General features: G+C 69.0%; 25 protein-coding genes. 6 read left to right on the top strand and 19 right to left on the bottom strand.

Features of this window, described 5'->3' with window-relative positions:
• Positions 1–12 precede the first annotated feature (12 nt).
• From ACQPWU_RS10785 to rph, 3 genes are read right to left on the bottom strand one after another with little or no spacing between them, the layout of a single operon-like run.
• Positions 13–1,635: a molybdopterin-dependent oxidoreductase gene (locus ACQPWU_RS10785; protein WP_433438729.1), complete on the bottom strand. Its 1,623-nt coding sequence runs from the start codon at positions 1,633–1,635 to the stop codon at positions 13–15.
• 46 nt (positions 1,636–1,681) lie between these two features.
• A complete protein-coding gene (gene rdgB / locus ACQPWU_RS10780; RefSeq protein ID WP_433438727.1) occupies positions 1,682–2,272 on the bottom strand; it encodes an RdgB/HAM1 family non-canonical purine NTP pyrophosphatase in 591 nt (196 codons plus the stop codon).
• Complete coding sequence (gene rph / locus ACQPWU_RS10775) at positions 2,269–2,988, bottom strand: ribonuclease PH (protein ID WP_433438725.1); 720 nt, start codon at positions 2,986–2,988, stop codon at positions 2,269–2,271. The genes rdgB and rph overlap by 4 nt, the downstream gene beginning before the upstream one ends.
• 53 nt (positions 2,989–3,041) lie before the next feature.
• Here rph and ACQPWU_RS10770 point away from each other — a divergent pair, with 53 nt between their 5' ends.
• Complete coding sequence (locus tag ACQPWU_RS10770) at positions 3,042–4,295, top strand: MFS transporter (RefSeq protein ID WP_433438723.1); 1,254 nt, start codon at positions 3,042–3,044, stop codon at positions 4,293–4,295.
• Here ACQPWU_RS10770 and ACQPWU_RS10765 read toward each other — a convergent pair.
• The 3 genes from ACQPWU_RS10765 to ACQPWU_RS10755 form a co-directional block, all read right to left on the bottom strand.
• Complete coding sequence (locus tag ACQPWU_RS10765) at positions 4,280–5,032, bottom strand: MBL fold metallo-hydrolase (protein ID WP_433438721.1); 753 nt, start codon at positions 5,030–5,032, stop codon at positions 4,280–4,282. The genes ACQPWU_RS10770 and ACQPWU_RS10765 overlap by 16 nt on opposite strands.
• The gene (gene murI, locus ACQPWU_RS10760; RefSeq protein ID WP_433438719.1) at positions 5,029–5,868 is read right to left on the bottom strand and encodes a glutamate racemase; all 840 of its coding nucleotides are present in this window, start codon (positions 5,866–5,868) and stop codon (positions 5,029–5,031) included. The genes ACQPWU_RS10765 and murI overlap by 4 nt, the downstream gene beginning before the upstream one ends.
• 62 nt (positions 5,869–5,930) lie before the next feature.
• Positions 5,931–6,719: a thioesterase family protein gene (locus ACQPWU_RS10755; RefSeq protein ID WP_433438717.1), complete on the bottom strand. Its 789-nt coding sequence runs from the start codon at positions 6,717–6,719 to the stop codon at positions 5,931–5,933.
• A 107-nt stretch (positions 6,720–6,826) separates the two neighbouring features.
• On the opposite strand from ACQPWU_RS10755, the gene ACQPWU_RS10750 reads away from it, so the two are divergent.
• Together ACQPWU_RS10750 and ACQPWU_RS10745 are read left to right on the top strand one after the other, a co-directional pair.
• On the top strand, positions 6,827–7,153 hold the full coding sequence (locus ACQPWU_RS10750; RefSeq protein WP_360690043.1) for a hypothetical protein: 327 nt from the start codon (positions 6,827–6,829) through the stop codon (positions 7,151–7,153).
• 86 nt (positions 7,154–7,239) lie between these two features.
• A complete protein-coding gene (locus ACQPWU_RS10745; RefSeq protein WP_433445183.1) occupies positions 7,240–9,072 on the top strand; it encodes a DUF3352 domain-containing protein in 1,833 nt (610 codons plus the stop codon).
• A 49-nt stretch (positions 9,073–9,121) separates the two neighbouring features.
• Here ACQPWU_RS10745 and ACQPWU_RS10740 read toward each other — a convergent pair whose 3' ends face one another.
• From ACQPWU_RS10740 to clpS, 5 genes are all read right to left on the bottom strand, one after another.
• Positions 9,122–10,069 (bottom strand): PLP-dependent cysteine synthase family protein, encoded by a 948-nt coding sequence (locus ACQPWU_RS10740; protein WP_433438715.1) that lies wholly within the window; start codon positions 10,067–10,069, stop codon positions 9,122–9,124.
• A gap of 1 nt (position 10,070) precedes the next feature.
• The gene (locus ACQPWU_RS10735) at positions 10,071–10,343 is read right to left on the bottom strand and encodes a MoaD/ThiS family protein (protein WP_360690047.1); all 273 of its coding nucleotides are present in this window, start codon (positions 10,341–10,343) and stop codon (positions 10,071–10,073) included.
• A 231-nt stretch (positions 10,344–10,574) separates the two neighbouring features.
• Positions 10,575–10,976, bottom strand: a complete 402-nt coding sequence (locus tag ACQPWU_RS10730; protein ID WP_433438713.1) for a Mov34/MPN/PAD-1 family protein — start codon at positions 10,974–10,976, stop codon at positions 10,575–10,577.
• Between the two features lie 9 nt (positions 10,977–10,985).
• Positions 10,986–11,510 (bottom strand): DUF2017 domain-containing protein, encoded by a 525-nt coding sequence (locus ACQPWU_RS10725; protein ID WP_360690051.1) that lies wholly within the window; start codon positions 11,508–11,510, stop codon positions 10,986–10,988.
• 10 nt (positions 11,511–11,520) lie between these two features.
• Positions 11,521–11,814 carry an ATP-dependent Clp protease adapter ClpS gene (gene clpS, locus ACQPWU_RS10720; RefSeq protein WP_090935661.1) on the bottom strand — a complete coding sequence of 98 codons (294 nt, stop codon included), beginning with the start codon at positions 11,812–11,814 and terminating at the stop codon, positions 11,521–11,523.
• 46 nt (positions 11,815–11,860) lie between these two features.
• Here clpS and ACQPWU_RS10715 point away from each other — a divergent pair, with 46 nt between their 5' ends.
• Both ACQPWU_RS10715 and pncA read left to right on the top strand, forming a co-directional pair.
• Complete coding sequence (locus tag ACQPWU_RS10715) at positions 11,861–13,144, top strand: nicotinate phosphoribosyltransferase (RefSeq protein WP_433445182.1); 1,284 nt, start codon at positions 11,861–11,863, stop codon at positions 13,142–13,144.
• 104 nt (positions 13,145–13,248) lie between these two features.
• Positions 13,249–13,818, top strand: coding sequence for a pyrazinamidase PncA (pncA, locus tag ACQPWU_RS10710; RefSeq protein WP_433438710.1), 570 nt, complete (start codon positions 13,249–13,251; stop codon positions 13,816–13,818).
• A 124-nt stretch (positions 13,819–13,942) separates the two neighbouring features.
• On the opposite strand, the gene ACQPWU_RS10705 is transcribed toward pncA, so the two are convergent.
• Complete coding sequence (locus ACQPWU_RS10705; protein WP_433438708.1) at positions 13,943–14,089, bottom strand: hypothetical protein; 147 nt, start codon at positions 14,087–14,089, stop codon at positions 13,943–13,945.
• A gap of 239 nt (positions 14,090–14,328) precedes the next feature.
• On the opposite strand from ACQPWU_RS10705, the gene ACQPWU_RS10700 reads away from it, so the two are divergent.
• Positions 14,329–14,847 (top strand): hypothetical protein, encoded by a 519-nt coding sequence (locus tag ACQPWU_RS10700; protein WP_433438706.1) that lies wholly within the window; start codon positions 14,329–14,331, stop codon positions 14,845–14,847.
• Positions 14,848–14,899: 52 nt separating this feature from the next.
• On the opposite strand, the gene ACQPWU_RS10695 is transcribed toward ACQPWU_RS10700, so the two are convergent.
• From ACQPWU_RS10695 to ACQPWU_RS10665, 7 genes are all read right to left on the bottom strand, one after another.
• Positions 14,900–15,277, bottom strand: coding sequence for an STAS domain-containing protein (locus ACQPWU_RS10695; RefSeq protein WP_433438704.1), 378 nt, complete (start codon positions 15,275–15,277; stop codon positions 14,900–14,902).
• 229 nt (positions 15,278–15,506) lie between these two features.
• Positions 15,507–17,258: a DEAD/DEAH box helicase gene (locus ACQPWU_RS10690; protein ID WP_433438702.1), complete on the bottom strand. Its 1,752-nt coding sequence runs from the start codon at positions 17,256–17,258 to the stop codon at positions 15,507–15,509.
• Between the two features lie 206 nt (positions 17,259–17,464).
• Positions 17,465–18,379 (bottom strand): hypothetical protein, encoded by a 915-nt coding sequence (locus ACQPWU_RS10685; protein ID WP_433438700.1) that lies wholly within the window; start codon positions 18,377–18,379, stop codon positions 17,465–17,467.
• Between the two features lie 83 nt (positions 18,380–18,462).
• Complete coding sequence (locus tag ACQPWU_RS10680) at positions 18,463–19,845, bottom strand: MFS transporter (RefSeq protein ID WP_433438698.1); 1,383 nt, start codon at positions 19,843–19,845, stop codon at positions 18,463–18,465.
• Between the two features lie 25 nt (positions 19,846–19,870).
• On the bottom strand, positions 19,871–20,749 hold the full coding sequence (locus tag ACQPWU_RS10675) for a zinc metalloprotease (protein ID WP_433438696.1): 879 nt from the start codon (positions 20,747–20,749) through the stop codon (positions 19,871–19,873).
• A 77-nt stretch (positions 20,750–20,826) separates the two neighbouring features.
• Positions 20,827–21,090: a DUF3039 domain-containing protein gene (locus ACQPWU_RS10670; protein WP_360690070.1), complete on the bottom strand. Its 264-nt coding sequence runs from the start codon at positions 21,088–21,090 to the stop codon at positions 20,827–20,829.
• 90 nt (positions 21,091–21,180) lie between these two features.
• Positions 21,181–22,776, bottom strand: a complete 1,596-nt coding sequence (locus ACQPWU_RS10665; protein WP_433438694.1) for a DHA2 family efflux MFS transporter permease subunit — start codon at positions 22,774–22,776, stop codon at positions 21,181–21,183.
• Positions 22,777–22,870 lie beyond the last annotated feature (94 nt).

Here is a 22,870-nt window from a genome sequence, read left to right as displayed (position 1 = left end):
GACAAGTGGGGCTTAGGCCACCTGCACCGTGATGGTGTGCCAGCCGGTCGCGCCGTCCGGCGCGGGCGGGGCCTCCTGCTCGGTCTGGGTGCGCCCGGCGGCGTCGGTCGCCCGCACCTCGATCGTGTGCCGCCCGGGAGCGGCGTCCCAGTCGATCGACCACTGCCGCCAGGTGTCGGGCCCGGGCACCTCGGCCAGCCTCGCCTGCCGCCACTCCCCGCGATCGACCCGCACCTCCACGGCGTCCACCCCGGTGTGCTGCGCCCACGCCACTCCGGCGATCGTGGTGCGCCCCGCCTTCAGGGAATCGCCCGAATTGGGCACGTCGATCCGCGACTGGGTCTTGATGGGCCCCTTGGCCGCCCAGCCACGCGGCGTCCAGTACGCCTCGTCCTGGTCGAACCTGGTCACCTTGAGGTCCACGACCCACTTGGTGGCCGACACGTACCCGTACAGACCGGGCACCACCTGGCGCACGGGGAAACCGTGGTCCACGGGGAGGGCCTCGCCGTTCATCGCGATCGCGAACAGCGCCTCGCGGCCGTCCATGACCACGTCGACCGGCGTGCCGCAGGTGAAGCCGTCGGCGGAGGTGGACAGGAGCATGTCGGCGCCGGACTGGAGGCCGGCCTTGCGCAGCACCTCGGCCATGCGGACGCCGAGCCAGCGGGCGTTGCCGGCGTACGGGCCGCCGACCTCGTTGGAGACGCAGGTGAGCGTGACGTCCGCCTCGGTGAGCGGCATGCCGAGCAGTTCGGCGTACGTGAGCTCCACCGGCCGGTCGACCATGCCGTGGATGCGCAGCTTCCAGTCGCGGGGGTCCACCTGGGGGACGATGAGCGCGGTGTCCACCCTGTAGAAGTCCTGGTTTCTCGTGATAAATGACGACAGGCCCTTGATGCGGAGGTCGGCGCCTGCCGAAATGGGCTTGGCAGGCGTCACGGGCTTGGGCAGCGCCACGCCCACCCGTGCGGAGTCCACCACCTGCCGCCCGCCGAGCTGCCGTCCCAGCACGGCGGCCGCTCCCGCGACCACCACCCCACCGGCGGCGCCGGTCAGCAGCCGCCGCCTGTCGAAGGCCCGCAGGTCATCTCCTGCCCGCATCACGACGGGGCGCTCCACGTCGTCGGCCCTCGTGTCACTGGGCCCAGCGACGGTGGCCGCCGCGCCGCTCGACGCGGCGGTACGGCGCTCGCCCGTCGCCCGCCGTACCAGCCAGGAGAGCGTCCACGCGCCGACGGCCACCCCGATCACGGTCGGCAGCACGTCCAGGACCCCGGCGTCGGGGCGGGTGAGCACCGCGATGGCGCCGACCGCGCCGAACGCGGCCAGCCCCGCGAAGCCGTAGGCGAGCCGCCGCAGGGACAGCACCCCGATAAGGGCCGCGACGGCGGCGAGCACCACCAGGACGCCCCCGACCAGGACCGACTTGTCGTTCTCGCCGAACGTCGTGATCGCGAACTCCTTCAAAGGAGCAGGCGACAGATCGACTGCCACATCGCCCACGGCCACGACGGGGAACGTCTCCGGCCCGACGAGCGCGGCCACGAGCTGGGCCACTCCGAGGGCCACGCCCCCGGACACCAGCCCCACCAGGGCCCCGGCCCAGGCGGGCGCCACCGAATTCCTCTGCACAACTCGACGCTACGCCGCCCGGCGCCACACGGTTCTTACGCGATGGTTACGAGCTGAGCAGCTCTCGCACGAGGGGCGCCAGCGCACGGAAGGCCCGCCCCCGGTGGCTGATCGCGTCCTTCTCCTCCGCCGACAGCTCGGCCGTCGTGCGCTCCTCGCCGTCGGGCACGAAGATCGGGTCGTAGCCGAACCCGTTGGACCCACGCGGCGAGGTGACCAGGTGGCCCGGCAGCAGGCCCTCGACGACCCGGCTCTCCCCCGAGGGCAGCGCCAGCGCGGCGACACAGGCGAACTGGGCGGTCAGCTTGTCGGCGGGCACGTCGGACAGCTGCGCCAGAACCAGGTCCAGGTTGGCCTGGTCGTCGCCGTGCCGCCCCGACCAGCGGGCGGAGAAGACGCCCGGCATGCCGCCCAGCACGTCGACGCAGAGCCCCGAGTCGTCCGCGACCGCGGGCAGCCCCGAGCCCTGGGCGACGGCGTGCGCCTTGAGCAGTGCGTTCTCCTCGAAGGTGAGCCCGGTCTCGGCGACCTCGCCGATCGAGGGGAACTCCTCGAGCCCCACGATGTCGAAGCCGGCCAGGATGCGGCGCAGCTCCGCGATCTTGCCCGCGTTGCGGGTGGCCAGCACGATCTTCATGAGCTCAGAGCCTCCTGCTGGATCAGCGTGAGCTCCTCGCAGCCGGTCACGGCCAGGTCGAGGAGCTGGTCGAGCGCCGCGCGGTCGAACGGGGCGCCCTCGGCGGTGCCCTGCACCTCGACGAAGCTGCCCTCTCCGGTCATCACGACGTTCATGTCGGTCTCCGCGGCCACGTCCTCCGTGTAGCAGAGGTCCAGCATCGGCACCGAGCCGACCACCCCGACGGAGACGGCCGCGACCGAGCCGATCAGCGGGTCGCCCGGGCACATCCGGCGCTCGCGCATCCAGGCGATCGCGTCCGCGAGGGCGACGTAGGCGCCGGTGATCGCGGCGGTCCTGGTGCCGCCGTCGGCCTGCAGCACGTCGCAGTCGAGCAAAATGGAGTTTTCGCCCAGCGCCTTGTAGTCGACGCAGGCCCGCAGCGAGCGCCCGATCAGCCGGGAAATCTCGTGGGTCCTGCCGCCGATTTTGCCGCGAACCGATTCGCGATCGTTACGAGTATTGGTCGCCCTGGGCAACATGGCGTATTCGGCCGTAACCCATCCCTGGCCGCTGCCTCTGCGCCACCGGGGCACGCTGTCCTGGACCGAGGCGGCGCACAACACCCGCGTGTTGCCGAATTCGACCAGCACCGAACCTTCGGCATGAGCCAGCCAATCTCTGGTGATGGTGATGCTGCGTAGCTGGTCAGGGTTGCGGCCATCCTGTCTGGACATGCAGATCACCCTATCTCCGTGCCACGACACTCTTGACCAAATGTGTCCGCCACATGGATCCTTACGCAATGACAACGGGGGTGTTGCGAAACCCTGACTTCCTCCGGTTCCTCAGTTCGCATGTCGCGGACGAACTTGGGGCGAATATCTCACGTGTGGCGCTCCCGCTGGTGGCCGTGTTCGCACTGCACGCCGGTCCGGCTGAGGTCGGTGTGCTGTCAGCGCTGCAGACGACGGCGTTCCTGCTGATCGGCCTGCCGGCGGGGGTATGGGTCGACCGGATGCGCAAGCGCCGCGTGATGATGGTCACCGACCTGGCCAGGTTCCTGCTGCTCGGCAGCATCCCGCTGGCGGCCCAGCTGGGGCTGCTGTCGATCGGCATGATGTTCGTGGTCGCACTGCTGGCGGGCGCGAGCCAGGTCTTCAACGACGTCGCCGACCAGACGTACCTGCCGGAGCTGGTCGGCACGGGGCAGCTCAGCGACGGCAACTCGAAGCTCGAGGTGGTCCGCTCGGGCGCGTTCCTGGCGGGGCCGGGCATCGGGGGCGCGCTGGTGCAGCTGATCGGGGCGCCGTTGACGCTGATCGCCACCGCGCTCGGCTCGCTCGGCTCGGTGCTCTTCCTCGGCTCGATCAAGGCGCCCGACAAGCCCCCCGCGATCACCGAGCACACTTCGCTGCTGCGCGGCATCGGCGAGGGTCTCGCGTACGTGTGGCAGGACCGGCTGATGCGCATGTTCGTGGCCTCCACGGCGGCCGTCAACCTGTGCGTCAGCGCCGTGCTCGGCCTGTCGGTCTTATTCCTGGCCGACGAGGTCGAGCTGGCCCCCGGCGTCGTCGGCCTGCTGCTCATGTCCGGCGGCGTCGGCGGCCTGATCGGCGGCCTGACCGCCGGCTGGCTGTCCAGGCGGTACGGCATAGCCAGGATGACCTGGCTGGCCGTCAGCGTGGCCTCCCCCTTCGGCCTGCTGATGCCGATGACGCAGGCCGACTGGCGGGTGGTGTGCTTCGCGATCACCTCGATGGCGCTCTCGTGGAGCGCGACACTGATGAACGTCGGCCAGATCACCTACCGGCAGACCGTGACCCCCGAGCACCTGCTCGGCCGGGTCAACGCGTCGGTGCGGTTCATGGTCTGGGGCATCATGCCGCTGGGCGCGCTGCTCGGCGGGCTCGTCGCCCAGCAGATCGGCGTGCGGGAGGCCCTGTGGGTCTTCATGGCGGGCAGGCTGCTGGCGTTCCTTCCGCTGCTGTTCTCGCCGCTCCCCCGCATGCGTGACTTCAACGAGGTTCAGGCCAGGTCGTAGACCGCGCCGCTGCGGGCCAGCTCGAGCGGGCCCGCGAAGCCACCTCCCGTAGCCTGCTCGAGCACGGTCCTCTGGTCGTTCCACGGGACGAGGTGCGTGAGCACGAGCCGGCCGACGCCGGCCTTGGCGGCGTGCTCGGCCGCCTGGCGGCCGGTCAGGTGCAGGTCGGGAGGCAGGCCGGGGCGCTCGACGAACGACGCCTCGCACAGCATCAGGTCGGCGCCCGCGGCCAGCTTCACCAGCTCGCTGGACTCGCCGGTGTCGCCGGAGTAGGCCACGGACCTGCCGCCTTCGGACACGCGGAAGCCGTACGCCTCGACCGGGTGGTTGACCAGCCCCGCGGTCAGCGTGAACGGCCCGATCTCGAAGGAGCCCGGCGCCAGCGGCACGAACTCGAAGGCGGTCTCCATGCCCGGCTCCTCCGGCATGCCGTACGCGGCCGAGAGCCGGCGCGGCGCGTCGGCGGGCGCGTAGACGGGCACCAGAGGGTACGGCGCCGCGGGCCCGTACGTGCGGGCCACGTGATAGCCGCACATGTCGAGACAGTGGTCGGCGTGCAGATGGGACAGGCAGATGGCGTCCACGTCGTACAGGCCGATGTGGCGTTGGAGCGCACCGAGCGACCCGCCGCCGAAGTCGAGCAACATCCTGAACCCGTCCGCCTCGAGGAGGTAGCAGGACGCGGGGCTGTCGGGCCCGGGAAAGCTGCCCGAGCATCCGACGATGGTCACCTTCATGTGGGCTCCTTTTCCGCGTCGCGGCCGTTAAAGGTAGTACCCCCCACTGGTGCGACCTCGACCACATCGATCTCCGGGCCCAGGAAACGCCGCCCGAGCCGGGCGAAGAGCAGGGAGTCGCCGGTGGCGCGGAAGCGGTGCCGGGGGGTGGCCTCGCCTCCCGCCGCCAGATCGCGGTCGTGCAGGATCCGGTAGACGTCCTTGGCCGTCTCCTCGGCGCTGGAGACCAGCGTGACCCCGTCGCCCACGACGTAGGAGATCGCGCCGGTGAGCAGCGGGTAGTGGGTGCAGCCGAGGATGAGGGTGTCGCACCCCGCGGCCCTGATGGGCTCCAGGTATTCGCGCACGACCTTGATGAGCTCGTCGCTCATCGTCTCCCCTCGTTCGACGTACTCCACCAGGCGTGGGGCGGCCACGCCGGTGAGCTCTACGTCGGGCGCCGCGGTGAAGGCGTCGTGATAGGCCATGGAGTCGATGGTGGCCCTGGTCGCGATCACGCCGACCTTGCCGGTGCGGGTGGCTCGCACCGCGCGCCTGGTGGCGGGCTGGATCACCTCGATGACCGGCACGTCGTAGCGCTCACGCGCGTCACGCAGCACTGCCGCGCTGGCGCTGTTGCACGCGATCACGAGCATCTTGACGCCGTGCTCGACGAGGTGGTCCATCACCTCAAGGGCGTAGGCGCGGACCTCCGCGATGCGTTTCGGCCCGTACGGCTGGCGGGCCGTGTCGGCCACGTACGTAATGGACTCGTGGGGCAACTGGTCGATGATCGCGCGAGCGACCGTCAGGCCGCCGACCCCGCTGTCGAAGATCCCAATACTCGTGTCCGGCACGCTCTAGAGGGTAGGCGACCTGCGCGATCAACTCTGCGTAAGAATCCTCACATTCGTAGTTGTCAGCCTCTTCCGACCCGGGCCAGCTGGCGCGACTGGGCGACGAGGCGGCCCGCGGAGTCACGTACCTCGACCTCCTCGTCGAACCAGCCGTCCGAGATCAGCCGGCCGCTGCCGAGCAGCGTGAGCCAGCCGGGCGCGGGCAGCGCGCGCAGGTGCCAGGTGAGCTCCACGGTCGGCGCCCAGCCCCGCGCGCCCGCGGAGAACACCACGGGCGGCAGCGCGTCGACGGCGAGCGCCAGCACGTACGGGTCTGGTTCCTGGGGTTCGGCCATCCTGAAGTACGCCCGCGACTCCGGCCTGCCGGTCGGCTCGCCCTTCAGCCAGCCGATCGTGGGCGGGTCGAAGAGCAGCTCCATCTGGGCGTTCAGGGTCATGCCCGACTCCGGCTTGGGGTCGGGGAGCTTGACGCACTCATCGCGGCCCGGCATGTCGTCCGCCGGCTCCTCGAAGACCGGCTCGGCCCCGTTCAGCGTGGCCGTCGTGATCAGGCCCTCGATGTGCGCCATACCGTCCTGCACGAGCGTGGCCCTGGCGAACGCGGCCGTCCTGCCCGCCTTGAGCGGCTCGATCCTGACCTGCGCGGGGCCGGCGACCGGTGCTTTCAGGAACTGCGCGGTCGTGCTCACCGGGTGCTCGAACGGAGAGGCGTCCACCGCCGCGCGAAGTATCACGGCCATCAGGTAACCGCCATTGAGCGGGCCGCCGATGGCGTATCCGGGATCGAGACAAACGTCGTACGTGCCCTCATCGACCTTGATCGCCTGCGTCGCCTCGTCGAACTTGGTCATCCACGCCCGCCTCAAATCCAGAACACTATTCTGGAGCCATACTCTAGTGCATCCCGCTATCAGCGCGCCTACCTGCGAAAACATGATTCGGCTGAGAAAGTTCGATCATGTCGAGTGTCACCGAACTCATCGGTCAGTCCGTTTGGGACTCCAATGGGGTGTGGGTCGGCCATGTCGTGGACATCCGAGTGGTCAAACACAAGGGGGAGCTGCAACAGAGCCACACCGTCTACGGACTCGTCGTCTCGAGCCTGCGCGCACCGCTGCTGCTGGGCCTCACCCGCGAACGCGATGACCGCCCCGAATGGCTCTCCCGGATTTTGTCCCGCCTGGCCTATGCGTGCTGCACGTTTGTGCCGTGGGAGTGCATCGCGGAGTACGGCGGCGGCGAGGTCCACATCAGCGCGCTGAGAAAGGAGCTCACCCGGGTCTGAAATCTCACTTCAGTACATTGCAAGCGCCGCTCTAGCAACATCAGCTAACTTCTTTGAGGTCTAAAGTCCCCATTGTGAGTTGAGTGATGTCTGCGAATAATCCCCCCTACGGCCAGGATCCTGACCGGACCACGGCGTACAACCCCTCGGCTTCGGGCCAGCCTTACCCGCCGCAGCAGCCCTACCAGCAGCCTTACGGACAGCAGGGGACGTACGGGCAGCAGGCGTCCTACGGCCAGCAGCAGCCGTACAACCCTCAGCAGTCCCAGGGGCAGCAGCAGCCTTCCTACGGCACCCCTTACGGCCAGCAGCCCTCTTACGGCCAGCAGCAGGCACAGGGCGGCTGGCAGCAGCAACAGCAGCCGCAGCAGGGTTGGCAGCAGGGCCAAGGTTGGCAGCAGGAGCAGCAGGGCTGGCAGCACGACCAGTACGCCCAGGGCGGCTGGCAGCAGCAGGGCCCCGAGGGCTTCGGCCCGGCGGAGCCCGCCAAGAAGGGCCGCAAGACGTGGATCATCGCCGCGGCCGCGGCGCTCGCGGTGATCCTGCTCGGCGGTGGCGCGGTGTGGGCCGTCGGAGCCATCGGGGGCGGCGGCACGCAGCCGAACGAGGTCCTGCCCGCGAACTCGATCGCCTACGTCCGGCTCGACCTGGACCCGGCCGCGAACCAGAAGCTGGCGCTGTTCCAGGTGGCCAGGAAGTTCACGATGACCAAGGACACCTTCACCGGCGAGGACCCGCGCAAGGCGATCTTCGGCATGTTGAACGAGGACTCCGACTCCAAGATCGACTTCGCCAAGGACGTCGACCCCTGGCTGGGCAGCAGGGTCGGCTTCTCCGCCGTGCCCTCGGGCAAGGAGGAGCCCGACTTCGCGGTGGCCATCCAGGTCAAGGACGAGGCGCAGGCCAAGGCCGGCCTCGCCAAGGTCTTGAAGGGCGACAAGTACGGCCTCGCCTTCCGCGAGGACTACGCGCTGCTCAGCTCGACCCAGCAGCTGGCCGACAAGTTCGCGAAGAGCGACACCAGCCTGGCCGACAACACCGAGTTCAACGACGACATGGGCGCGATCGGCGAGCAGGGCGTGCTGTCGTTCTGGGCCGACATGGGCGGGCTCATGGACCTGGCCAAGAAGGAGATCCCGGCCGACCAGGCCGCCGCCGTCGAGCAGATCAAGGACGCCAGGTTCGCCGGCGCGCTGCGCTTCGACAGCGCGTACGTCGAGCTCGCCGGTGTCATGCGCGGCGCGAAGGGCCTGACGCCCGAGGGCGACCTGCCCAAGGCCGAACTGGGCACGCTGCCCGCCACCACGGCGGGCGCCCTGTCGATCTCCGGCCTCGACCAGATCGTCACCAAGCAGTGGGCCCAGATCCAGAAGCAGGCCGCGGCGACCGGCGGCACGGAGATCAAGCAGTTCATCGAGCAGGCCCAGAGCCAGCTCGGCCTGCAGCTGCCCGGCGACCTCGCCACGGTCGTCGGCCAGAACTTCACGCTCGCGGTGGACAGCCAGGGCCTGGACGGCGACCAGATCAAGGGTGGCGTGCGCGTCGTCACCGACCCGGCCAAGGCGCAGGCCATCGTCGACAAGGTCCAGCAGGCGCTGACCTCCCAGAGCAAGGGCGCGCCGCAGATCGCCAAGGTCAAGGGCGACGGCGTCTTCACGGTCGCGACGACGGACGAGTACGCCAAGCAGCTGGCCGGGGAAGGCACACTCGGCGACTCGGAGACGTTCCAGACCGCCATCGCCAATGCCGATGACGCCAACTACGCGGTCTACGTGGACCTGGACAAGGTCGAGAACCTCTACCTCAAGTCCATGGAGGGCGACGACAAGGCCAACGCGCAGGTGCTGCGGGCCGTCGGGATGAGCGGCAGCCTGACCGACAGCGAGGCGACGTTCTCGCTGCGGGTCCTGTTCAACTGACGCCGAAGAGAAGGCGGCCGGTCACGGACCGGCCGCCTTTCTTTGTCGGTCATGCCCAGAGCTGGCCTTCGAGGCGGTCTTCGGCCTCCTCCAGAGTGCCCTCGTAGGCACCCGTGGACAGGTATTTCCAGCCGCCGTCGGCCACCACGAACACGATGTCGGCGCGCTCGCCCGCCGTGACCGCCTTCTTGGCCACCCCCAGCGCCGCGTGCAGCGCCGCGCCGGTCGAGACCCCGGCGAAGATGCCCTCGGAGGCGAGCAGCTCCCGCGTGCGCCGCAGCGCGTCGGCCGAGCCCACGGAGAAGCGGGTGGTCAGCACGGACTCGTCGTAGAGCTCGGGGATGAAGCCCTCGTCCACGTTGCGGAGCCCGTACACCAGCTCGCCGTAACGCGGCTCGGCCGCGACGATCTGCACGCCCGGCACCCGCTCGCGCAGGAACCGGCCGACCCCCATCAGCGTCCCCGTCGTGCCGAGCCCGGCCACGAAGTGGGTGACGGTGGGCAGGTCCTCGAGGATCTCCGGACCGGTGGTCTCGTAGTGGGAGCGCCAGTTGGCCGGATTTCCGTACTGGTAGAGCATCACCCAGGAGGGATTCTCGGCCGACAGCTCCTTGGCCACGCGTACGGCCTCGTTGGAGCCGCCCGCGGCCGGCGAGGAGATGATCTCCGCACCCCACATGCGCAGTAGCTGGCGGCGCTCCTCCGAGGTGTTCTCCGGCATCACGCAGATCAGCTTGTAACCCTTGAGCTTGGCCGACATGGCGAGCGAGATGCCGGTGTTGCCGCTGGTGGGCTCGAGGATCGTGCAGCCCGGAGTGAGCCTGCCGTCCTTCTCGGCCTCCTCGATCATCCAGAGGGCCGGCCTGTCCTTGATCGACCCGGTCGGGTTGCGGTCTTCGAGCTTGGCCCAGATCCGCACGTCGGCGGAGGGCGACAGCCGTGGCAGACCGACGAGCGGTGTGCGGCCGACCGAGTCGATCAGTGATTCGAACCGCATGTCATCCGCCGGCGACGGCAGGAAGCACGGTCACCGTGTCACCGTCGGACAGCGGCGTACCGAGGCCGCCCAGGAAGCGCACGTCCTCGTCGTTCAGGTAGACGTTGACGAAGCGGCGCAGGCTGCCCTCGTCGACCAGGCGGTCCTTGATGCCGGGGTGGGCGGACTCAAGATTGCTGATCAGCTCTTCGAGGGTGGCGCCCTCGGCGTCGACGGCCTTGGCGCCGCCGGTGTAATTACGCAAGATGGTCGGAATGCGAACTTCGATGGCCATCGCGCTCAGTCTCCTCAGGTCAGGTCGTCCCATCGGCAGCAACGCCGACGGCTGAAGGGGGATTCCGGGCAGGGGCTTCCGATAAGAAACCTGCTCAGACTGCTGCCGCCGCCCTACTCTCCTGCCCGGTCAGGACCGTAGCGGCAGTGAGACGGCAGATTCCTCATCGACAGTCGTAAACGACGACAGCCGGAGTATGCGCGAAGAGGAAGCTCTGCACCGGCCTGACCATCATGGGAGAAACCTTACCTCTTCCTCCGTAATCACTCCGTCGAGGATCCGGTACGAGCGGAACTCGACCTTGTCCTCGTCCCGTGTGGAGACCAGCACGTAGTGGGCGTCCGGCTCAGAGGCGTAGGACACGTCGGTGCGCGACGGGTACGCCTCGGTGGCGGTGTGGGAATGGTAGATCACGACGGGTTCCTCGTCGCGGTCGTCCATCCCGCGCCAGACGCGAAACTGCTCCATGGAGTCGAAGCGGTAGAAGGTGGGCGAGCGCTCGGCGTTCTCCATCGGGATGAACCGCTCGGGAACGCCGTTCTTGCCCGCGATGACACCGCACGCCTCGTCGGGGTGGTCGGCACGGGCATGGGCGACGATCTTGTCTGCCAGTTCCTGCGAGATCGACAGCATGCCCGGAAATTACCAGAGCGCCCGGACCAGGCTGTCCTGGAGGTAGGTCAGCCAGTCGTAGGTGACGTAGGCCGGGTAACGCGGATCGTCCTCGGACATCATGGCGATCTCGTCGTGGACCTCCTCGGTCACGTCGAGCTTCGTGCCGAGCGTGAGGCGTACGTCGTTGAGCGAGCGCAGCCACGCCTGGGCCTGCTCGGGCGTGAGCTCGGCACGGCCCGACTTCGCGGTGTCGAAGACGGTCTGGGCGTCGGCCCGCTTGCCGTCGCGCAGCGTGGCCTCGGTGTAGCGGCGGAACTCCGCCGACTCCTGCTCGTCCTCGTATGCCGAGGGGAACAGCCGGGCCAGCACCGGGTCGGACGGCGCCTCGCCCCCTCCGATGCCCAGCGCCCGCTCCAGCGGGTCGTCACTGGTCTGCCCCGGCTCCACGATGCCCAGCATCATCGAGACGAGCGAGCGCAGCAACGAGACCTCCGCGGCCTCGAACTCCGCGATGACGCCGCCACCCTTGCCTCGCGAGAACCCCGATGTCACCCGCGCCGCCTCACTTGACCGAGTCCGGCTGGAGCGTCGCCCACAGGCCGTAGGAGTGGAGAATCTGCACATCGCGTTCCATCTCTTCACGCGTGCCGCTGGACACGACGGCCTTGCCCTTGTGGTGAACGTCCAGCATGAGTTTCTCGGCCTTCTCCTTCGTATAGCCGAAGACCGTTTGGAAGACATAGGTCACGTAGGACATGAGGTTGACGGGGTCGTTCCAGACGATGGTCACCCATGGCAGATCGGGTCGGACGTCCGATGACGGACGCTCAACGGCGATTGGAGCGGTGCTACCCACATCCCCGAGTCTGCCCTATCTGGGCCGTAGTCTTCGAGTCGTGACGATGCCCATGAGCACTGCGTTGCTCACAGATCACTATGAGCTGACGATGCTACAGGCGGCCCTGCGGAGTGGGGCCGCGAACAGACGCGCCGTTTTCGAGGTTTTCGCCAGACATCTACCGGGCGGCAGACGCTACGGGGTTGTCGCTGGGACGGGACGTGTCCTGGACGAGCTGGAACGCTTCCGTTTCGGTGAGGAAGAACTCACCTATCTGTCCGAGAACCATGTCGTCGACGACACCACTCTGGCGTTTCTCGCCGATTACCGGTTTTCCGGGAACATCTACGGCTACCGCGAGGGCGACCTCTACTTCCCCGCTTCTCCCATCATGATCGTGGAGGGCACGTTCGCGGAGGCCGTGCTGCTGGAGACCCTCGCGCTGTCGATACTCAACCATGACTGCGCCATCGCCTCCGCCGCCTCCCGCATGACCAACGCGGCGGGCAAGAGGCCGATCATCGAGATGGGCTCGCGCCGTACGCATGAGGGCGCCGCCGTGGCCGCCGCCCGGGCCGCGTACATCGCCGGGTTCGCCTCCACCTCCAACCTGATGGCCGGGCACGTGTACGGCGTCCCGACGGCCGGCACGGCGGCGCACGCGTTCACGTTGCTGCACGACTCGGAGAAGGAGGCGTTCGAGGCCCAGATCGCCTCGCTCGGCCGCGGGACGACGCTGCTGGTGGACACGTACGACGTGGCCGAGGCGGTGCGCACGGCCCTCGAACTGGCCGGGCCGGACTTGGGTGCGGTACGCATCGACTCGGGCGACCTGGCCGCCGCCGCGCAGGAGGTACGCGAGCAGCTCGACGCCCTCGGCGCCTTCGACACCCGCATCCTGGTCACCTCCGACCTGGACGAGTACGCCATCGCCGCGCTCGCCGCAGCCCCCGTGGACGGCTACGGCGTCGGCACCTCCCTCGTGACCGGGTCCGGCGTCCCCACGGCGGCCCTGGTGTACAAGCTGGTGGCGCGGGAGACGGCCACGGGCAAGCTGGAGGCCGTGGCCAAGCGCTCGGTGGGCAAACCGTCGCGCGGGGGCCGCAAGGAGGCGTTCCGACTGCTGGACGAGTGGGGCCACGTGGAGACCGAGCTGATCACCACCGGCGGCCTGGTCCCCGAGGGGGGCATCCCCCTGCTGCACGAGCTGGTGCGCGACGGTGAGGTCGTGGGCAGGGAGCCCGTGTCCGCGACCCGCGAGCGCCACGCGGACGCCGTCGCCAGCCTCCCCCAGGAAGCCCTCCACCTCGGCAGGGGGTACGCGGCGATCCCCACGGAGTTTGCCTGACGTACTAATGAGAAGTCTGCTAAATGGACCGCCGCAACGGCCTTGACCCGGCACGGCGGCAGGGCGGTGGGCTGATGAGCAGATTTCTTATTAGAGTTCTGGTTATGGGGACCGCGCTGATCATCGTCGATGTGCAGAACGACTTCTGTGAGGGTGGCAGCCTGCCCGTGACCGGAGGCTCCGAGGTGGCGGCGGCGATCACCCGGCACGTGGCCGAGCACGGCTATGACCACGTGGTGGCGACCCGCGACTACCACATCTCGCCCGGCGCCCACTTCTCCAACAAACCCGACTATGTCTCGACGTGGCCCCCACACTGCGTGGCCGGCACCCCCGGAGCGGACTTCCACCCGTCCTTCGACGTATCGGGCGTGGAAGAGGTGTTCAGCAAGGGCGGGTACGCGGCCGCGTACAGCGGTTTCGAGGGCTCCTCCGGCGACGGGGTCCCGCTGTCCGAGTGGCTCAGGCAGCGCGGGGTGCACGAGGTCGACGTGGTGGGGATCGCCACGGACCACTGCGTACGCGCCACGGCGCTCGACGCGGTGAAGAACGGCCTGGCGGTTCGGGTGTTGCTGGACCTGACGGCGGGCGTGGCCCACACGACCACGGAGGTGGCGCTGGCGGAGATGAAGGACGCGGGCGCCACCCTCCGGGGGGCGCCCGTCGTGGGGTGATCAGTCGGCGTCAGCAGGCAGGATCGTCCGCCCGTCTCGCTGTCGAGCACCTTGCGGGCCGCCAGGTGCGCGTCCGACGCGTGGTCGGCAGCCGCCAGCACGCCGCTCATGTCGAGAATGGGCATCAGTCGAGCTCATCCCGGCCGGCCCTTCCGGCCGGCACCTCGTCTGCGCTGCTCGCGAAGTTGGGATCGCCGCTGTCGAACAGCGGCAGCCGCGGCCGATGCCCCTCCAGGACGATCTTCTCGCCGAGGGCGCATGATCGCCTCACGGATGTAGACGTCCTCGGACATCCCGTGAGCCCGGGCCGCCTCGGCGACCTGGTGCTTGATGCCCTCGGGCAGCTACAGGCACCCTTTTACGGTAACCCGGCGCACCCACGGCGCCACTGATCACGATGCGTACATGATAGGCAACGCTGAGGTCATGTGATATCCATGAGGGCGAACCCTCTCCGGAGCCGTAGTAATACGGAGAGTCACATAATCCTTTTTCGTGTGAGGTACTTTCATGTTGGCCGTCTCCCTGGGTGTGGCCTGGCTCGTGCTCGGCCCCCTGTGCCTGTGGGTGCTCGTGAAGGGCCGCGCAGTCGAGCGGGTGGGTGCGATCGTGACGGTGGCGCTGCTGGAGGGCGGCACGATCGCCATGGACGCCCTCTACCCGTCCACACCCCCTGCCCATGCCGTCGCGGCGCACGTCGAGCCCTCCTGCGACGAGCGCGTGCCGGTGCCCCGGTCCGCTCGGATGGGGCGGGAGATCATGCTGACGTGGGCGGCGACCCCGCACGAGTGCCGGGCGGCCGAGGCCGTCGTGCGCACGCAAGGGCGGAAGATGCTGGTCTGGCTGTACGAAGGGCCGAGCATCGGCCGGCGCGTCTCCGTGCTCGCGGTGCGTCGCCAGCACACGTTCACGCTGCCCGTACAGGTCAAAGGCGGTACAGCGGCACTCAGGGTTCCAATACACGCAAAATCGGGCTATGTCCTGACCGATGGGCGCACGGGGCGACGCATACCGAAGCAGGCCTCCTAAGGGACGACCGGGTCGACGCCACAGGCCTTGCTCGCAAGCCGCCCGCCTGAGCTCAGGCCTTGGCCACCGCCAGGCGCAGCGCGTCGTCGAGCCGGGCGAAGACCTCGAACGCGTGCCGCAGCCCCGTGATCGACAACACCCTGGACATGACGCCCTGGACCCCTCCGAGCAGGAGCCTGGTCCCCCTGGACTCGCACCGCTGCAGGACGCCGACGAGCTCGTTCATCCCCATCGAGTCGCAGAACCGCAGCTCACCCAGGTCGAGGATCAGGAAGGGCCTCGGGGGCAGGTCCCAGAGGGGCTCCAGGTGCTCGCGCAGCACCGACAGCGCGTTGACGTCGAGCTCGCCCTCGAGCCTGACGATGACTGCGTTTCGAGTGAGGCCGGAAGTGACGCTCAACGTCGGCTTTCTGGTGGCCTCAGACGACATGGGCAAAGTCCTTCTGCGTATCCCGAGATGAGCCAAGTGTGGTTGTTGCCACTTTGGTTGAGTTTCTAACGGGAGGGCACTGTTCTGTGGCCAAACGCACAGAGTCACGGAGCGTAGCAACAACCGAATTGCCGGGATTCGGGCGGAGGCCACGACGGAGGACCACCGCCCGGACGGCGAGCGCGAGCCGCGGCCGGAGATGGGCCGCAACCCTCGCTAGAAAGCTCGGCTAGCGCCGCTGGGTGGCCCAGCGGCGGATGGTGTCGATCCGCTCCCGGATCTGCTCCGCCGTCGCCTGGGCGATCGGCGGACCGCCGCACGCGCGGCGCAGCTCCGAGTGGATGACGCCGTGCGGCTGGCCCGTGCGGTGGTTCCACGCGCCCACCAGTCCGTTGAGCTCGCGCCTCAGCTCCGCGATCTGCTCGTGCGGCGACAGGGTCTCGCGCGCCGGCTCCACCGCCTGCTTGCGCTTGGCCGCCTGCTGGTCGGACTGGCGCTTGCGCAGCAGCGTCGCCACCTGGTCGGGCTCCAGCAGACCCGGCAGACCGATGAAGTCCTCCTCCTCGGCCGAGCCGACCTCCGCGCCCGTGCCGAACTCGCCACCGTCGAACAGCACCCGGTCGAACGTCGCCGACGTCTCCATCGTCTCGAACGGGAGCTCGTCGCCGAGGACGTCGGGATTGTCCTTCTGGCGGTTGGCCTGCTCGAGGAGGCTGTCGTCGAGCCCGTCCTCCGGGGGACGCTTGTTGAGCACGTGGTCGCGCTCCACCTCCATCTCGTTGGCCAGCCCCATGAGGGTGGGCACCGAGGGGAGGAAGACCGAGGCCATCTCGCCGCGCTTGCGGGCGCGCACGAAGCGGCCCACGGCCTGGGCGAAGAAGAGCGGGGTCGAGGTGGAGGTGGCGTAGACGCCCACGCACAGGCGGGGGATGTCGACCCCCTCCGACACCATGCGCACGGCCACCAGCCAGCGGTCTTCCGAGGCCGCGAACGCCTTGATCTTCTTCGACGCCCCGGGGTCGTCGGAGAGGACGACCGTGGCGCCCTCGCCGGTGATGTTGCGCAGGTGGCGGGCGTAGGCCCGGGCGGTCTCGTGGTCGGTGGCGATGACCAGGCCGCCCGCGTCGGGCACGCCCCTGCGCACCTCCGTGAGACGGCGGTCGGCGGCCTGCATGACCTGGCGGATCCAGTCGCCCTTCGGGTCGAGCGCGGCCCGCCACGCCTGGGAGAGCTGGTCCTTGGTGAGCGGTGTGCCGAGCGTCGCGGCGATCTCGTCGCCCGCCCTGGTGCGCCACTTCATCTCGCCGGAATACGCCAGGAAGATGACCGGGCGCACGACGCCGTCGTCGAGCGCGGGGCCGTAGCCGTAGGAGTAGTCGGCGACGCTGCGCTTGAGGCCCTCGCCGTCCTCCTCGTAGCCGACGAAGGGGATCGGGTTGTCGTCGGACCTGAACGGGGTGCCGGTCAGCTGGAGGCGGCGTGTGGCGGGCTCGAACGCCTCGCGCACGCCGTCGCCCCACGACTTGGCGTCGCCCGCGTGGTGGATCTCGTCGAAGATCACCAGCGTCTTGCGCGCCTCCGTGCGCGCCCTGTGCAGGGCGGGGTGCATGGCGACCTGCGCGTACGTCACCGCGACGCCCGTGTAGTCGCGCGAGGTGGCGCCCTGGCTGTTCTTGAACTCGGGGTCGATGGCGATGCCGACCCGGCTGGCGGCATCGGCCCACTGGCGCTTGAGGTGCTCGGTGGGCGTGACGACGGTGACCGCTCTGATCACCCCGTTGGCGAGCAGCTCGCTGGCGATCCGCAGGGCGTAGGTCGTCTTCCCCGCGCCCGGCGTCGCCACGGTGAGGAAGTCACGCGGCTCGCGCCTGAAGTAGAGGTCGAACGCCTCCTGCTGCCAGGCACGCAATTTGGGCGCGGTGCCCCACGCGGCTCGGTCTGGATAGGAAGGCGAAAGGTGGGACGCGGCGAAGGTGCTCACCGCATCACCTCTGGGGTTCGTGTGCTTCGCTTTCTCACAGTGACCCAAGGGTAATCGGGCCCACCGACAAGACGTGCCGTGAGCCGAGGATTCTGGCCAACGTCATCTCCACGTGCTAGGGCTGGCGGACAAGAAACCTGCTCACCGGACTGCCGCCCCACCGTCATGCCGGGTCAGGCCTGGCGGCAGTCCTTTTCGCAGGTTTCTCATCCGTATCGGATGCTCGCCATGACCGCGTCGAGCGCCTGTCTGCGAGCGGTTTCCTCGGGTTGGAGCAGCCCCACGAGCAGCACACCGTCGCCGCCCCGAGTGAGCAGTGTCACTCGCATGAACGCCGGCCGGTTGGCCACATCCTGATATTCCGCCCGCATCGCACGCGTGCGGCCTCCCGGAAGTTCCTTGTTCTCCACGACGGTCACCCGGTCGCCCTTGAGCAGCAGCCTGGAGTACAGCTCCGCGGCCTCCGCCGTGGCCTTCTCTGCGTTCTCCACGGGCCCGGGGACCGGCCTGGCCATGACGAGCCCGCCGCCATCGTCCCTGATCACCGACGTGAACCCCGTCACCGGCGCCACCACCCCCTGGCGCCATCCCTCCGGCAACGTCACCGTCACCCCGGCCAGCGAGTCGCTCAGCCGGCCGGTCTCCACCGGTGGCGCGGTGATCCGCAGCGCGACGGCGCTCGCCCCCGCGACCAGTCCAACCCCGGCGAGCACCGCCGCCGTCACACCTGCCCATCGCCGCCAGGCGGGCCCTGCCACGCGCCTGCGCCGCCCTGGATCCACCGGAGAGCCGCGGAACCGGGCGGACGGGGGTAGCGAGTCCCAAGGGTCCTCCTCGCTCTCCACGGTCCTGCGGATCCGTGGGTTCCAGGGCTCGTCCGGTTCGAGATCCAGCGGGTGGGGCTTGCCGCGTACCGGCTGCAGGTCGAGCGGATGCGGCTCCCGCCGTACCTGCTCGAAGTCCCGGACGGGCTCCGGCTCCAGGTCCGGTACGGCCTCCAGGGGGCCCGCGCGCCCGCGCCGCGGCTCCTCCTCGTGAGGCGGGCCCCACGTGTATCGCGGAGGAGTGCGGCGATGCCTCGGACCGGGCTGAGGCGGCCAGACGCGGCGATCATCCTCCATGGCACCTCCCTGTCCCGCTGTCCTATCACTCCTCGGGACGAGGGTCAGGAGAACCGTTGTCGCTGTGACAGGAGAGGCGGAATTCAGCGGGTGCGTCCGGCGAGCGCGGTGGCGCTCAGCGCGATGGCGGCCATGAGGAACGAGATCACGACGAACCCGGTGGCGATCTGGGAGGGCGAATGCCCGATCAGGTTGATCAGCGCACCTCCGATCCCGATCGAAAGCGCGGATCCGAGCATGTCCGTGACCGACAGGGCGGCCGAGTTCGCCCCCTGCTCGTTCACCGGCGACTGCTTCAACGCGGTCACGCTCACCGTGGTCATGCCGAATCCCATCCCGAACCCGGCCACGATCCAGGCGGGCACCGCGATCCACCCGGTCACCCCAGGAAGGACGGAAAGCAGACAAATCAGGATCGAGATGGTGACGCACCCCGCCCCCAGCCGGATCCTCTTGTACGCCTCCCCGTCCTTCCTGCTCTGCAGGTACGACCCCGTGGACCATCCCAGCGCCCCGGTGGTCAGCGCGATCCCCGCGTAGGTCGGATCGAAGCCCTTCACCTCTTCCAGCGCCAGCGGGATGAAGGAGTTCACCCCGAAGAAGGCCGCCGAGAAGAACCCGCGCATCAGCACGGTCGTCGCCAGCCCGCGCCCGAACCGCAGCGCTCTGGGCGGCAGCAGCCGGTACAGCCCGTAGACGAGGAACGCGAGGCCCGCCACCGTCTCGACGGTTCCCGGCACGGGATCCGTGTGCAGCCGGTCCACTCCGTGCAGCAGCACCCCGGCTCCGCCCGCCGTGGCGGTGGCGGCCAGCGTCATCGCCAGCGGCTTCGACCGCGGCCCCTGCGACGGCTCCGCCTCGGACGAGGGCATGCGCAGCGCGGGTACGAGCATCGCCAGCGCGGGCACGACCAGCGGGATGATCCCGAAGAAGACGTAGCGCCATCCCCACTGCACGGCCACGAACCCGGCCACGGCCGGCCCCACCATTGCGGGCACCACCCAGGCCGCGGAGACGGCCGCGAACACCTTGGGCCGCAGCCCCGCCGGATAGACCCGCGCGATCATCACGAGCAGCGCCACGATGGAGGCCCCCGCCCCCAGCCCCTGCACGGCCCGCGCCACGAGGAACAGCACGGCCGACTGGGCCGCTCCGGCCAGCGCCATGCCCGCCACGAACAGCACCACCCCGGCCAGGAACGGCGCCTGGTAGCCGCGGCGGTCCGACCAGAGCCCCGCCACCACGTTCGCGAACAGGCTGGCGATGAGGAAGGCGGAGATGCTGATCCCGTAGAGGTTGAGCGCGTTCAGCTCCTTCGCCACCGTCGGCATGACGACCGCGACCGACATGCCCTCGAAGGCGACCAATGTGATCGTCAGGACGATCCCGACCGTCGGGGTTCGGAATTCGGGCGCGAGGATACGCGTGGGTCCGTGGGGAGTGTCGAGTGCTTTCGGTGCTGTCACCCACACATCGTAATTTGCCGGAAACCTAGGTCACCGGGGCGTGCCGGTACACCGCCCACATCTGATGCATGCGCTCCGCCTGCTCCTGCGTGAACTCCGACATGCAGCGGTCGTAGGCGTAGTCCATGAAGTTGTGCGCGGGGTCGGTGCCCGGGTTCGAGCAGGTGTCCTTGCCCGGCGGGCAGCCCTCGGTCGGACTGGCCTCCATCGGGGTGTCGGCGATGCCGTCGCCGGGCATCGTGCAGCCGTTCTCGAACGTGTGGAAGAGGCCGAGCCAGTGCCCGATCTCGTGCACTCCGGTGAAGCCGCGGTTGTAGTTGGAGAGCGGGCCGCCGGGCAGGCTGCGCCAGTCGATCACGACGCCGTCGAGGCCGGGGGACTCGTCGTACCAGAAGGGGTAGCTCGAGAAGCCCAGCATCTGCGTGCTGAGCTGGGCGATGTAGAGGTTGAGCGTGGTGGCGTCGCCGCGGTGCAGTTTCACCTTCATCGGCCGCTCGTTGCCGACGGGGTCGGTGAACCACACGGCGTTCTCGTCGACCGTGACGCCCTCGAGCTTGAAGCGCACGCCGGTGTCCACGCCGCCGTAGACACCGCCGTACGCGGAGTTGAGCGTCTTGATCTGAGCCTCGACGTCCTGGTCGGAGACCGGGCGCACGCCGCCGGTGATGACGTGGACCCAGGTGGGCACGGTGATCCGGGCGGGCGGCGTGATGCCGGCCAGCCTCCTGGTCACCTCGGTCATGACCCTGGCCACGTCTTCCGGCTTGGGCGAACGTGGCCACGGCACCCGCAAGGCATGGGCGGCGGCGCAAACTGCCGCCTGCGCGGCCTCGACCCGGAGCGGCGGCGTGAGCCCGGCCGCCAGGAGGCACGCCAACGAGACGGCGGTCACGCGCCGGGCCATGCAATCCCCCACTACGACATGAGCTGGTCTGGCTACCGACCGTAACTCGACGTGGAGGGATTACCGCTCAGCAACACTCACTGCTTGTCGTCGCCGCCCTTGCCGCCACCCGCGGGCAGACCCTGGTAGATCTCCTTGCACTCCGGGCAGACCGGATATTTCTTGGGATCGCGGCTGGGCACCCAGACCTTGCCGCACAGGGCGCGAATGGGCGTGCCCGTCACCATGCTCTCGGTGATCTTGTGCTTGTCCGCGTAGTGGGCGAATCGCTCGTGATCGCCATCGCCGTGCGACGTCCGCGGCGTGGTCTCCTGCTCTGGGAGGATCTTCGTGCTGCTCACCCCACCGAGTTTATGCCCGCACGCGCCCTGGTCCCCCACACAGCGGTACGGCCCCCGCCACGTGGCGAGGGCCGTACGTGAAAGACGAGGTCAGCCCATGTGGACCGGCGCGCCCTCGGTCTTCCTGCCGGACTTGACGAACAGCGTCAGCACGGCGGTCAGCAGCGCGATGCCGGTGCTCACCAGGAAGGCCAGGTGCATGCCGTCCATGAAGGAGTTGTGCACGGCGTCGCCGATCTGCTGCGGCACACCGGGCGGCACGGCGCCGAACGCGGCGGCCTTCTCCAGCGCCGTCATCTGCGCGGGCGGGATCGCCTGGGCAGCCGGGCCCAGGTAGCCGGCCAGCTTGTCGGAGATCTCGCCGGCCATCACGGCGCCCAGGATCGCGGTGCCGAGCGCGCCGCCGACCTGCATGGCCGACTGCTGCACGCCACCCGCGACGCCGGTCAGCTCAACCGGGGCGTTACCCACGATGATCTCCGTGGCGCCCACGAACACCGGCGACATGCCGAAGGCCAGCAGCACGAACGGGATGCCGCTCTCGATGAACGACGCGTCGATGCTGAGCTGCGACATGAGGAACATCGAGATCGCGGTGATCACCAGGCCCGCCGCCATCGTGATCTTCGGACCCAGCCTGCCGATCGCCATGCCCGCCAGCGGCGAGGCGAAGATCATGCCGGCGCTCATCGGCAGCATGCGCAGGCCCGCCTCCAGCGGGGACAGGCCGTGCACGCCCTGGAAGAAGAAGCCCAGGAAGAACATCGCGCCGAACATGGCGAACGCGACCATCATCATCAGCACGGTGCCGATGGAGATCGAGGCGTTCTTGAACAGCGACAGCGGCACCAGCGGCTGGCTGGCCCTGCTCTGCCAGAAGATGAACGCGCCGACCAGCACCACGAACACGGCGATGAAGGTCAGCGTCGTGCTGTCGCCCCAGCCCCACTCGGGAGCCTTGATGATCGTCCAGACTAGCGAGAACATCGCGCCGGACAGCAGCAGCACGCCGAGCCAGTCGATCCTCGCCAGCGTTTGCGCGCGGTTGTCCTTGATCAGGATCGTGCCCAGGACGAGGGCGGCGAGGCCGACGGGGGCGTTGATGAAGAAGACCGTCTCCCAGCTCGCGTTCTCGACCAGCAGGCCGCCCACGATCGGGCCGGCGGCGCTGGACAGGCCGATGATCGCACCCCAGGCCCCCATCGCCTGGTTGAGCTTCTCGCCGGGGAACGCTCCACGCAGCAGCGCCAGGGCGGCCGGCTGGAGCAGCGCGCCGAACAGGCCCTGCAGCACCCTCAGGGCGATCAGCGCGCCGACCGGGCTGAGGCCGGGAATGATGTCGGCGAGCTCGGCGCTGAGTCCGATGCCCACCGAAGAGAGGGCGAAGCCGGCCACACCGATCAGGAAGACGCGCTTGTGCCCGAACAGGTCGCCCAGCTTGCCGGCGGTGATCAGGAACACCGCCAGCGCCAGCAGGTAACCGCTGGTCACCCACTGCAAGTCGGACAGCGAGGCCTTGAGGTCAACCTGGATGGACGGGTTGGCGATGCCCACGACCGTGCCGTCGAGCATGACCATGATGACGCCCAGGCTGACCGCCAGCAGCACGAGCCACGGGTTGCCCGCTGTCCCCGTTTTAGCGGGGCCGAGCGACGACGGCGCGTCGACCGCCTTCGCATGAGCCATGAAGTCCCCCTAAGTAAGCCCCCACCGGGGCATAGATCTCGTAAACACTAGGTAATCTATGTCAGAGGATGACTTATCACAATCGATTTTTAAT

Origin of the sequence: Nonomuraea sp. CA-141351 (genome assembly GCF_050944675.1) — a bacterium.
GTDB lineage: Bacteria > Actinomycetota > Actinomycetes > Streptosporangiales > Streptosporangiaceae > Nonomuraea.
This window is presented reverse-complemented; position numbering and strand designations above follow the sequence as displayed.